Origin of the sequence: Aedoeadaptatus nemausensis (assembly GCF_903819165.1) — a bacterium.
GTDB lineage: Bacteria > Bacillota > Clostridia > Tissierellales > Peptoniphilaceae > Aedoeadaptatus > Aedoeadaptatus nemausensis.
The window spans coordinates 197855-209977 of the sequence record NZ_CAIJCS010000014.1 but is presented as its reverse complement, the minus strand read 5'-3'; the positions used below and the strand labels follow the sequence as shown (position 1 = coordinate 209977).

Below are 12123 nucleotides of genomic sequence, written 5' to 3'. Positions count from 1 at the left end.
ATGTTAAAAAGTATTTTTTTCGGTACGCCGGAATTTGCCATCCCAACCTTAAATGCATTGGCAGACCTTACGGATCTAAAATTAGTCGTAACTCAGGAAGACAAGCGAAAGGGAAGAGGCAAAAAACTTTTGTCGACGCCCGTTAAAGAAAGAGCGGAGGAATTGAATATTCCCGTCTATCAACCTTCGAATATTAATACACCGGAATCGCTTCAACGATTGAGAGAAGAAGATGCGGACCTCTTTATCGTCGTGGCGTACGGTCAAATTTTGAAGAAGGAACTTTTGGAAATTCCGAAGCGCTATATTATGAATGTTCACAGCTCCCTCCTTCCCCGCCACAGGGGAGCGGCACCTATGCAGTGGGCCATATTAGCGGGAGATAAGGAGACTGGTGTCAGCTTTATGCAGATTGAAGAAGGTCTGGACAGCGGACCGGTTTACGATACGCGCTCTATCGAAGTAGGCGACAAAAATTTCGGAGAGATTCACGATACCCTCGCCGAGATGGGTGCCGACCTTTTGAAGTGTTTTATTGAGGATATGGGGAGAGGGGATATTGTCCTTCGAGAACAAAATGATTCCCTGGCTACCTATGCACCGAAGATCGACGACGATTTATTGACAATTGATCCCGAAAATCTTAAGGCTGAAGAAGCTCTTCGAAAAATACGGGCTTTTTCCCCTGAACCGGGTGCTCATCTCGTGATGCAGGGTGAAAGACTTAAGCTTTACGATGCCGAAATAAGCGAAGAAAATCTCGCCCCCGGTGAATTTAAGTCGACGAAGAAAAAGTTATATATCGGCATGAAGGAAGGATCTGTTTCCATAAAAGAACTTCAGCGGCCCGGAAAGAAACGCATGGCCGTAGGATCTTATTTAGCCGGCGCCCATTTGCCGGAAAGAGGTGAATTATAATGTACGGATATTATGGTTACGATATTCAATACCTTATGTATCTCTTGCCGGGTATGCTGCTCGCCATGTATGCTCAAGCAAAGATCAAGACAAATTTCGAAACGTATAGTAAGATAAGCAACTCTAAAGGGCTTACAGGAGAAATGACGGCCCGTCAAATTCTCTCGAGCTATCATATCGATAACGTTCGAGTAGAACGGGTTAAAGGATCGCTCACAGACCACTACGATCCTACACAAAATGTACTTCGTTTAAGCGATTCGGTGCATGACTCCACATCTATCGCTGCCGTAGGCGTCGCTGCTCATGAAGCGGGCCATGCGATCCAACATAATATTGGTTATGCGCCGTTGAAATTTAGAAACGCCATTGTTCCCGCCGCCAATATCGGATCTAATCTTTCGTTTTTATTCGTTTTTATAGGTTTAATGGCTTTTAGGCCCCTATTGAAAATCGGCATTGCCTTATTCGCCATTACGGTGTTATTCCAACTCCTAACCCTTCCCGTAGAGTACGACGCCAGTCGCCGTGCCAAGGTTATTTTACGAGACGGAATTTTATCGGGGCAGGAAATGGAAGGCGTAGAAAAAGTTTTATCCGCCGCAGCCCTGACCTATGTAGCGAGCCTCGTTACCGCTATCGGCACACTACTCAGATTTCTATCCTTGGACAGGAGACGTGATTGATGCGAAATCCGAGATTTAGCGCTCTGAAGACGCTGCAAAGAGTATCTCAAGGCGAATTTATTCAAGACGCATTCGACCGAAAAGGACTAAGCCCGAAAGATGAGCGATTGGCCGAAATTATTATAAACGGAACAATTCAAAACGAACTCTTTCTCGATTATGTGATCGATAAATTTGTCTCATCACCCTCCAAGCTTCAAGATAATATCCGTATTATTCTTCGGATGGGGATTTATCAACTACATTTCCTCGATCGCGTACCGGAGAGGGCGGCAGTAGATGAAAGCGTCAAGCTCGCAAAGAAGATCGCCAATCAGGGAGCGGCGGGCCTTGTAAACGGCGTCTTACGTTCCATTATTCGCGAAGGAGAAAATGCATTTACAATCGATGCTCGAGACGAAATTCATTACCTCTCCTTACGTTACAGCTTTTCAGAAGAATGGGTAAAGTACTTCAAGACTTTATTGGGAAATGATGTAGAAAAATTTCTGGCGTCAACTTTTAATTCCGCTCCCGTTACGCTCCGCCCTATCTGTATTGAAAAGGAAGAACTGCGAAAAAGACTTGAGGAAGAAGGCTTTGAGATAAGCGAAGCTATACTCGGGAAAAGTGCTCTTAATGTAGAAAACCCCCGAGGACTTTTCGATTCCAAGTCTTTTCACGACGGAATTTTTTATGTACAGGACGGCGCCTCTCAAGAGGTGGTGCCGTTATTTACAAAAGATGATAAAGCAGAAGCGCTGGATCTTTGCGCTGCTCCCGGCGGTAAGAGTTTTCAGATGGCGGAGTTATTTAACCATGTGGACAGTTGCGACAGTAGCGCCGAGCGCTTGAAACTAATGGATGAAAATATAAAGCGGCTGGGGTATGACAATATTACGACTCGAGTTCGAAATGCGAAGACACCTCTCCCTAAAAAGAAATACGATCGTATTTTAGTAGATGCCCCTTGTTCGGGCTTGGGCCTCTTGCGCAGAAAACCGGAAATAAAAAATCGTGTCAAGTTAGAAGACGTATTGCACTTGGCGCAAACCCAACGCCTTATTCTCGAGAACGCCTACGGTGCATTGGCGCCCGGCGGAGAGTTGATCTATAGTACTTGTACCGTAACAGTTGAGGAAAACGAAGGGGTGTTGGCATCCTTTTTAAAGGATCATCCGGAATGCACTCTTAGGGAAAAGGGTTTGCGCTACTGGCCTCACCAAAAAGATTGCGACGGTTTTTCAATGGCCGTCATCGTAAGAAAGGAAGACTATGCACTGGATGGAAATGACGCCTGATGAGCTGAAAGAATATATGGAGTCTCTCGGTGAAAAATCATTTAGAGGGACTCAGCTCTTTGAAGGCATACACAACCACCGCAAAAGCCTGAGAGAAATGAGCAATATTTCAAAGGCGATCATAGAAAAGTTGCCGGATGAACTTGATGGCATTCAAATCGTAAAGCGTCTCAGTTCGAAAATCGACGATACAAAGAAATACCTCTATCGTCTAAGTGACGACGAAATAATCGAAGACGTCCTGATGAAGTACCATCACGGTTATAGCCTTTGTGTATCCACTCAAGTGGGCTGTCGTATGGGATGTAAGTTTTGTGTATCCACTTTAAACGGAAAGATTCGCAATCTTCGCCCTTACGAAATGCTCTCCCAAATTTATGAAGTGGAGAGAGCGGAAGGTGTTTCTATTTCCAATATTATTTTAATGGGCAGTGGCGAACCTTTCGATAATTCGGATAATGTGTTTCGCTTTTTGCATCTCTTACACGATCCGAAAGGTAAAAATATGAGTTATCGCAATATGACTATTTCTACTTGCGGGCTTATCGAAGGCATCGAACGTTTAATCGAGGAAGATATTCCTGTTAATCTTGCGATCAGCCTTCACGAAACGGAACAGAAAGATCGCGAGGCTCTTATGCCAATAGCTAAGCGATATTCTTTAGCCGATTTATTTGCCGTTCTACATCGCTATGACCGCGAAACCGGGCAAAGGGTGACCCTTGAATATACCCTGATCGAAGGTAAGAACGACACGATGAAAAATGTGGAAGAGCTGGCTGATTGGACCAAGGGTATGCGATGTCACGTCAATCTTATTCCCCTTAATTCGACGAGTCATTTTGATCATACGAAACCCGACCGAAGTCACATTCTCCGCTTTCAAAGGGAGTTGTCCCAAAGGGGCGTATCGTGTACAATACGAAGAGAATTAGGCAGCGACATTCAGGCCAGTTGCGGTCAATTGAAGGCCGGTACGACCATAGAAGAAACAAGGTGATGCTATGAAAATATCTGCTTATAGCCATATAGGCGGAAGAGATAACAACGAAGACAGCTATTATGTCGACCCCAGTGGACACTTCGCTATTTTGGCCGACGGTATGGGTGGCCACGCCGCCGGTGAAAAGGCAAGCGAACTGGCGGTCGGAATATTAAAAGAAAAATTATCCGTCGCTGTCAAAAGTGAAAAAGATCTTCTGAATTTATTAAATGACGGAGTTCGGGAGGCAAACCATCAAATCTTTAAAAGCTCCGTCGACAACTTAAAATACAGAGGCATGGGTACTACCTTGAGCTTGGTCTATCTACTTAACGACAAGCTTTATTATATTAATATCGGAGATTCCCGAATCTACGGATACAAAGACGGCCTCTTTCAAATTTCGAAAGACGACAGTTTCGTGAATTATCTCGTGGACATCGGCGATATTTCAGAGGAAGAAGCGAGAGTCCATCCGAAGAAAAATGTGCTTACGAAGGCCTTGGGTACGACAAAAGGCGTAGAGTTTCAGATACGAAGCCTAGATGCCGATTTGCAATTCATCGTCTTATGCTCCGACGGCTTATCTGATGTCGTGGACTTCGACATCATTGCAAAGGTCTTAGAGAGTAGTGAAGGCGACTACTCGAAACTGCTGGTCCAAGAAGCCTTGGATCGAAACGGACAAGATAATATAACCGTTATTGTCTTTAATAAGAGTAGGTGAGAGAATGCAAGGAATGATTTTAGCTGACAGATATGAATGCATAAAACGCATCGGCACCGGTGGCATGGGTGATGTTTATAAAGCCCATGATCGCCGTTTAGATCGTATCGTCGCCATAAAAGTCTTAAAAAGTGAATATAATGAAGATGATAATTTCATACGTAAGTTTAGAAGGGAATCCCTCGCTGCGGCAAGTATTTCCCACCCGAATATCGTAAGTATATATGATGTAGGGATGGAAACCGTCACCGATCAGGACGTCTATTATATTGTCATGGAATATATCGACGGGAAGACACTGAAAGAGCTTATTCGCGAAGAAGGTGTGCTCAGTCAAAATCAGGCGCTGAATTACTTAATTCAAATCGCTGAAGCTCTTAAAATCGCCCATAACAAAAATATAATTCACCGAGACATTAAATCTCAAAACATTATGGTGACGCGAGATAATCGGGTGAAGGTGACGGATTTCGGCATCGCTCGCATGGCCGGAAATGCTACGATGACCGTAACCAATGCGGTTATGGGAAGCGTGCATTACTTCTCTCCGGAACAGGCGAGAGGACAAAAAGTCGACGCTCGAAGCGATATTTATTCTATGGGCATCGTGCTCTATGAAATGCTTACAGGGGACGTTCCCTTCGATTCGGAAAATCCCATTACCGTTGCACTCATGCATGTGCAAAATGAAATGCCCATGCCATCGGAACGTAATCCGAGAGTGAGTCCCGAAGTGGACATGGTTTTCAAACACATGACGGAGAAAAAGCCCGGGGATCGTTACGATAATGTGAGTTTAATCATAGACGATGTTAAAACTATTTTGCTCGGAAAAGTTTATGGAGATCACGGGCAAACGGATACGCGAACTACAGTGGTCATTCCGCCGAAAACAAGGGGAGCCGAGGGGCATACATCCCATGGCACCACAGCGCCCATAAAGCCGACGGGTAAAGTGGCGACGAAGAAATCCAAAAAGAAAAAATCCAATCCTTTGGCTACCATAGGCGGCGTAGTTTTGGCCCTTCTCGTCCTTTTTGCCCTGGCGTTCGGCGGTTCGAAGATTAAGAATATCTTGAGCGGAAATGCAGACAAAGACATTGTAGAGATGGTAGACTTTATCGGTAAAGATGTTTCCGACGCAAAAGATTTTGCCGGTACTCACGATTTAAAACTTGAGATTAACGAGAAGGAATCCGACGAAGGTGTATCTCCCGGTACGATTCTTTCACAATCTGTTGAACCGGGAGAGGTGTTGAAGCGAGGAGATCAGTTCTCGGTCGTCATTGCAAAGGAAAAGGAAATGGTAAATGTTCCGGATCTGGAAAATATGACGATCTCCGAGGCTCAATCGGTGCTCAAGTCCCTCGGCCTGAATCTTATAGTCGACAAAACGGAATATGACGAGGACGTTCCGGCGGACAGAATTATCAGACAAAAGCCCAGATCTGAAGAGTCCGTTGCAAAGGGAGAAGATGTCCACGTCGTAATGAGCAAGGGTCAAGATAGTAAAATGGCCGTAGTTCCCAATTTACGAGGCGTTACTATCGAAAAGGCGAGAGCACTTTTAAATCAACAAGGATTAAAACTCGGCAATATTGACGAACGGGAAGATATTTCCGTAGGACCCGGCGAAGTGGTTTGGCAACAATACAATAGCGGTAATCAAATCAAGCAAGGACAGACAGTAGATATTATTGTCAGCAAGCGTTCTTCTCAAAATAGCGGAGAAGAAAATTCTTCCAATGAACAGTCGGTAACGCAAAAGAGAATATCTTATAAAGTTCCCGACGACGGGAATGAACACAGCGTGCAAGTGATTTTGGAATCCAATGGAAGGGAAAAAATCGTAAGCGAAGAATCTGTAAATGGAGGCTCCTCCGTAACCTATCCCGTCCAAGGACGTTCCGGCGACAGAGCTATATTAAGTGTCGACGGCAGTGTCGTAAAAACGGTGAACTTTTAATGAGAATTAAAGGCAGGATCACAAAACTTCTCGGCGGCTACTACTATGTCGCAGGCGAAGACGGAGAACACTATGAAACACGAGCTCGCGGTATTTTTCGCCACGTAGGACAAAAGCCTGTAGTCGGCGATTATGTAGAAATTTCGATTGACGAGGGGCATCAACTTCATTCTGTGGAGAAAATTTTGGAGCGGACCAATAGTATATTGCGTCCGCCCATTGCCAATGTGGACCAAATCTTTCTTTTCATCCCTACGGCGAATCCGAAGTATAATTTGCTGCTTATCGACAAGATGCTCGCCTATTATGAATCGAAACATGTGGATGTAGTGCCGGTGGTTTCGAAATATGATATGGATCCCGAGGAAGGGGAGAAGCTTGTAGAACTTTACGAGGCAGGAGGATACGAGGTTTATCGTCTTTCGACCTTCGAAAGCGAGACTGTGGATTCCATAAAAAAACTATTGCCCGAAAAGACGACGGCCTTAAGCGGCGTTTCCGGTTCCGGCAAATCCACCTTCCTAAATAATATATTGGGCTTAAATCTGGAAACGGGATCGGTGAGCCAAAAAACCAACCGTGGTAAACACACGACTCGTCACACGGAAATATTTAAAGGGAAAGATAATATGTATCTTTTCGATACTCCCGGTTTTTCCAGTATGGAGCTGTCCGAAATCGATTCGGGGGAACTTGATCGATATTTCATAGACTTTCACGACTATCTGGGCCAATGTAAATTCTTAGATTGCACCCATAGAAAAGAACCCGGCTGTAGAGTATTAAAAGCCTACGAAGATGGTGAACTTCAAAGGTCACGCTACGAAAACTATTTGAAGATTTACGAAGAGTTATCAGAAAAGGAGAATTCTAAATGGCGCTAGTTGCTCCTTCTATTTTATCCGCTGATTTTTCGAAATTAGGGGAAGAGATCGAACGCTTGGATCGGGAACAAGTCGATTTTATTCATGTAGATGTTATGGACGGACATTACGTTCCCAATCTGACCTTCGGCCCGCCGGTGATAAAATCCATTCGTTCTTATACGGATATTCCCTTCGACGTTCATTTGATGATAGAGCATCCCGAACGAAGCTTAGAGGATTATATCGATGCGGGAGCCGACCGAATTACTTGTCATCTGGATGCCACGAGGCATTTAGAGCGTTTTATTCAAAGAGTAAAGTCTGCCGGTTTAAAGGCGGGGGTTAGTCTTTGTCCCCACGAATCGCCGGAAGCTTTGCGTTATTTGCTCGACGATTTGGACCTAGTGCTTTTAATGAGCGTCAATCCCGGTTTCGGCGGCCAATCCTTTATTGAATCTACCGTTCAAAAGGCAAAAGATCTCCGTGAACTTTTAGGAGATCGAGATTGCGAAATTATGGTAGACGGCGGTATCAATTTGAAAACCGGAAGAAAAATGGTAGATGCCGGTTGCGACAGCTTAGTAGCAGGTTCCTTTATTTTCAAACACGAGGATCCATCGGAAGCTATTCGCGGTTTAAAATCCCTATGAAAAAAGGTCTTATTATAACCGGGGGAGATAGACCCGCCCGAGAAATATTACTTCGAGAAATTCATTGGGCCGACGGCATTATTTGCGCCGACAGCGGATTTGATGCCGTGGAAGACTATCGAGAAAAAATTATTCTCGTTATCGGCGACTTCGACAGCACCCACCGAAAAGACGCTATCGAAAGATTGGATATACCTGTAGAAGTTCTTCCTCCCATGAAGGATGAGACCGACACGGAGATGGCTTTCCTACGTATGCTGGAACATGAGCCTGAGGAAATTCACTTACTCGGCGGCATGGGCAGTCGGTGGGATCATAGTTTGGCTACAGTACTTTCTTTGGAAGCTTATTTGGATCGCTGCGAGAAGATCACCATGATCGACGGACAGAACGAGCTCCAAATAGTTCACCCCGGAACATACTCCGTAAATAAAGGAAACTATTATTATTTCAGTGTCGTTCCCATCAGCGATTCCGTCATTTTTTCAACTCATGGTTTAAAATATGAAGTGAGTGAGCTGAAATTGCTTCGTAAAAAGACACGCGGCGTAAGCAATGAAATCGTAAAAGATAATGCTTCCGTAACTATTCACGAAGGAATCGCCTTATTTATAAAATCAAAAGATGCATAAGAAAGAGCCTTTGGTCATGAACGGCCAAAGGCTTTTTTAGTGAGGGGATAGATTAATTTACTTGATTACGGGGTTTAATACCTTTTTGGAAGTCCTCTAAATTATCGACACAGGCATTTCCCATTTCCAGACGCGCTTCCACTGTGGCATTTCCCAAGTGGGGAGCCAAGGTGACATTGGAGAGCTCGAGCAAATCTTCGGTAACCTTAGGCTCAAATTCATAAACGTCCAATGCGGCACCGGCAATATCACCGCGCTTTAGAGCGTCGGCTAAGGCTTGCTCGTCAATTAGAGGACCTCTCGCCGCATTAATAAAAGTGACCGTAGGTTTCATGGTTTTAAAGGCTTGCTCATCGAAGAGATGATGAAGTTCCGGTACGAAAGCTGAGTGTAGACTGATGAAGTCGGAGGACTCTAAAAGTTCATCGAAGGGTACGTAACGCGCTCCAAGGGATTCGATATCATCTTTACGATTTCTCGAATGATAAATTACGTCCATATCGAAGGCGAGGGCGCGCTTTGCCAAATTCTTTCCGATATTTCCCATGCCGAAGATGCCGAGAGTTTTCCCCTTCAGCTGCTGACCAAGGAAGTAAGTGGGGCGCCATCCCTTAAAGCCGCCGTCGCGTAAATCTTTATCACCGGCCACGAGCTTACGTGCTTGAGCGAGCATAAGGGCGAAGGTGAGCTCCGCAGTGGATACGGCGGAAGAAGGAGCCGGCGCATTGCATACGATAATGTTTTTTTCACGGGCATAGGCGATATCGATATTATCGAAACCGGCGCCATAATTTAGAATAATCTTCAAATCGGGAGCGCCGTCGATGACGGTTGAATCAATTTTATCCGACAGGGGACAAATAAGGGCGTCGACTCCCTTTAACCTTTCAATAAGTTCAGCTTTCCCTAAAGGCTCGTTACTATCGTTGTAATCGTAATCCACTCCCGATAATCTTTCAATAATCTCGTCGGGAACTTTACTTGAAATAAATAGTTTCATGGTCACTCCTATCAAAATAAAAAAAGCCGATTCCCTCGAATCGACTCATTATTAAAGTGCGCGCTCTACCTTACCGGATCTAAGGCAACGTGTGCAGACATAAATTCTCTTGTTGGAACCATTGACAACGGCGCGAACACGTTGAAGGTTCGGGGCCCACGCTCTGTTTCCCCTTTTATGGGAGAAGGAAATCGTGTTACCAAATTGTTTTTGCTTGCCGCAAATTTCGCATCTTTTAGCCATATTTACACCTCCTCCGACTCTTTTTCTGACTCCTCGTATTTTACCACAGTCAAAATTAAATTGCAATTATTCAAAGATGTTTTCTGAAACTTATCTGTGATATAATGGGGTAAACTCCGCAATCAGGAAAGGAGACTTACTAATGGAAGTTACAATCCCTACAAATAAGGGCAATATTACAATAGATAATCAAGTCATCGCTACCATCGCCGGCATATCGGCAATGGAAAGTTACGGTGTCGTCGGTATGGCATCTAAAAATGCGGCCGACGGTATTTTCCAATTATTAAAATTTGAAAACTTAACTCGTGGTATTGAAGTGAATACCGAGAACGAACGGGTTGTCATTAGTTTACACGTTATTATCGAATTTGGAATAAGAATTTCCACTGTCGGTCAAAACATTATCGACCGCGTTCGATTTAATGTAGAATCCTTAACGGGTCTCGACGTAGATGATATCGAGGTGCTCGTCGAAGGTATACGGATGAACTAGAGGTAGCTATGCAATTTATTACAACAGAAGATTTTATTGAAGCACTTTATAGTGCTTCGAATTATTTAGAACAAAACAAAACCATGGTCAATGACCTAAATGTCTTTCCCGTACCCGACGGAGACACGGGAACAAATATGTCCATGACCATTAAAAGTGCCGTAAAGCAAGTTAAGGGAACGTCCGCAACGGCCATCGACGAAGTGGCGTCGGAGATGAGTCGCGGCGCCTTAATGGGTGCACGGGGTAATAGCGGGGTTATTCTCTCTCAATTATTTCGCGGCTTTGCCGAAGGTCTAAAGGGAAAAGACCGAATCGATATCCCGTCCCTTGCCTACGCAATGAAAAAGGCATCGGAAATGACCTATCTCGCCGTCATGAAACCGACAGAGGGTACGATTTTGACAGTCGGTCGTGAAAGTGCCGAGTTCGCAATGAAAAATGCGAAGAAGTACAAGGATATGCTCGAATTTATCGAGGCAGTCATCGTACGAGCCAATGAATCTCTAAATAATACGCCCAATCTCTTACCCGTGCTTAAAGAAGCAGGTGTCGTGGATGCGGGCGGACAAGGTCTCGTTACGATTTTAGAAGGCGCCTTTATGGCTTTAAAAGGCGACAGCGTCGCTGCAGTCGATGAAGGAGAGGTTGTAACCTCTAAAGACAAGACCGTGCGTTCCGAAATTTCTACTGACGATATTAAGTTTGGCTATTGTACGGAATTTATTGTCACAACCGAATCCGATCATGTGGAAGATTTAAAGGCGAAGCTTGTGGAGCGGGGAGACAGTCTTCTCGTCGTTGGCGACGACAAGATGATTAAGGTTCACGTGCATACCAACGACCCCGGTCTCGCATTACAAAGCGGCTTGGAATTCGGTTTTCTTAAAGATATTAAAATCGATAATATGCGCATCCAACACTCTGAGCGCCTATTCAGCGCCGATCAGGTGAAGGAAAAGCAGAATTTAGAGAAACAAAAAGATGAGGATCTTAAGCCCTATGGTTTCGTTTCCATCTGTGCAGGGGAGGGGATCGAGTCCATCTTTAAAGATGTAGGCGTCGACTATCTCGTTACAGGCGGTCAAACCATGAACCCGAGTACGGAAGATATTTTAGCCGGCATCAACAAGGTAAATGCGGAGCATATTTTTGTTTTGCCGAATAACAGTAATATTTTCCTGGCTGCCGAAGCGGCTGCAGAAATTGCCGACAAGGATGTAACGGTTTTAAAGACTCGTTCTATCCCCGAAGGTATTACCGCCTGCATCCACTTTATGCCTGATTTATCCGTAGAAGAAAATACGGAAGCTATGATGGCGGCCGTTGAAGATCTTAAGACGGCACAGGTAACTTATGCCGTGCGGGATACGGAAATGGACGGAATCGACATTAAGAAAGGCGATTTTATCGGTTTATCTGAAAAGAAGATCGTGTCCAAAGGCCCGTCTATTGAAGAGACGACCATCGATGTGTTGAAGTATATGATCGACGACGATTCCAGTTTTATTTCTTTATATGCCGGAAGTGATGTAGATGACGAAAGTATTACATCTTTAGAAGCGGCCCTGGATGAAGCGTACCCGGATCTCGATTACGATGTGATGCGCGGCGATCAGCCGATTTATTACTATTTAATTTCAGTTGAGTAAAGGGCAGGCGAAAGCCTGCTTTTTC

General features: G+C 44.6%; 13 protein-coding genes. 11 read left to right on the top strand and 2 right to left on the bottom strand.

The window, feature by feature from the left end:
* From fmt to PEPTYR26121_RS02190, 9 genes are read left to right on the top strand one after another with little or no spacing between them, the layout of a single operon-like run.
* Window positions 1-918 carry a methionyl-tRNA formyltransferase gene (fmt, locus tag PEPTYR26121_RS02230; protein ID WP_180498789.1) on the top strand — a complete coding sequence of 306 codons (918 nt, stop codon included), beginning with the start codon at window positions 1-3 and terminating at the stop codon, window positions 916-918.
* On the top strand, window positions 918-1604 hold the full coding sequence (locus PEPTYR26121_RS02225) for a zinc metallopeptidase (protein ID WP_180498787.1): 687 nt from the start codon (window positions 918-920) through the stop codon (window positions 1602-1604). Before fmt ends, PEPTYR26121_RS02225 begins: the two co-directional genes overlap by 1 nt.
* Entirely contained in the window at window positions 1604-2884 is a 1281-nt protein-coding gene (rsmB, locus tag PEPTYR26121_RS02220) for a 16S rRNA (cytosine(967)-C(5))-methyltransferase RsmB (RefSeq protein ID WP_180498785.1), read from the top strand. Before PEPTYR26121_RS02225 ends, rsmB begins: the two co-directional genes overlap by 1 nt.
* Window positions 2859-3884 (top strand): dual-specificity RNA methyltransferase RlmN, encoded by a 1026-nt coding sequence (gene rlmN / locus PEPTYR26121_RS02215; RefSeq protein WP_180498783.1) that lies wholly within the window; start codon window positions 2859-2861, stop codon window positions 3882-3884. The genes rsmB and rlmN overlap by 26 nt, the downstream gene beginning before the upstream one ends.
* A 4-nt stretch (window positions 3885-3888) precedes the next feature.
* Complete coding sequence (locus PEPTYR26121_RS02210) at window positions 3889-4593, top strand: PP2C family protein-serine/threonine phosphatase (protein ID WP_180498781.1); 705 nt, start codon at window positions 3889-3891, stop codon at window positions 4591-4593.
* A 4-nt stretch (window positions 4594-4597) separates the two neighbouring features.
* Window positions 4598-6559 carry a Stk1 family PASTA domain-containing Ser/Thr kinase gene (pknB, locus tag PEPTYR26121_RS02205; protein ID WP_180498779.1) on the top strand — a complete coding sequence of 654 codons (1962 nt, stop codon included), beginning with the start codon at window positions 4598-4600 and terminating at the stop codon, window positions 6557-6559.
* Entirely contained in the window at window positions 6559-7443 is an 885-nt protein-coding gene (gene rsgA, locus PEPTYR26121_RS02200; protein ID WP_246285870.1) for a ribosome small subunit-dependent GTPase A, read from the top strand. The genes pknB and rsgA overlap by 1 nt, the downstream gene beginning before the upstream one ends.
* Window positions 7434-8075: a ribulose-phosphate 3-epimerase gene (gene rpe, locus PEPTYR26121_RS02195; RefSeq protein ID WP_180498777.1), complete on the top strand. Its 642-nt coding sequence runs from the start codon at window positions 7434-7436 to the stop codon at window positions 8073-8075. Before rsgA ends, rpe begins: the two co-directional genes overlap by 10 nt.
* Window positions 8072-8707 carry a thiamine diphosphokinase gene (locus tag PEPTYR26121_RS02190; RefSeq protein ID WP_180498775.1) on the top strand — a complete coding sequence of 212 codons (636 nt, stop codon included), beginning with the start codon at window positions 8072-8074 and terminating at the stop codon, window positions 8705-8707. Before rpe ends, PEPTYR26121_RS02190 begins: the two co-directional genes overlap by 4 nt.
* A 52-nt stretch (window positions 8708-8759) precedes the next feature.
* On the opposite strand, the gene PEPTYR26121_RS02185 is transcribed toward PEPTYR26121_RS02190, so the two are convergent.
* Complete coding sequence (locus PEPTYR26121_RS02185) at window positions 8760-9707, bottom strand: 2-hydroxyacid dehydrogenase family protein (protein WP_180498773.1); 948 nt, start codon at window positions 9705-9707, stop codon at window positions 8760-8762.
* Window positions 9708-9758: 51 nt separating this feature from the next.
* Complete coding sequence (gene rpmB, locus PEPTYR26121_RS02180; protein ID WP_180498771.1) at window positions 9759-9950, bottom strand: 50S ribosomal protein L28; 192 nt, start codon at window positions 9948-9950, stop codon at window positions 9759-9761.
* Between the two features lie 142 nt (window positions 9951-10092).
* On the opposite strand from rpmB, the gene PEPTYR26121_RS02175 reads away from it, so the two are divergent.
* Window positions 10093-10446, top strand: a complete 354-nt coding sequence (locus PEPTYR26121_RS02175) for an Asp23/Gls24 family envelope stress response protein (protein ID WP_180498769.1) — start codon at window positions 10093-10095, stop codon at window positions 10444-10446.
* A gap of 8 nt (window positions 10447-10454) precedes the next feature.
* A complete protein-coding gene (locus PEPTYR26121_RS02170; RefSeq protein ID WP_180498767.1) occupies window positions 10455-12098 on the top strand; it encodes a DAK2 domain-containing protein in 1644 nt (547 codons plus the stop codon).
* The last annotated feature ends 25 nt before the right edge of the window (window positions 12099-12123 follow it).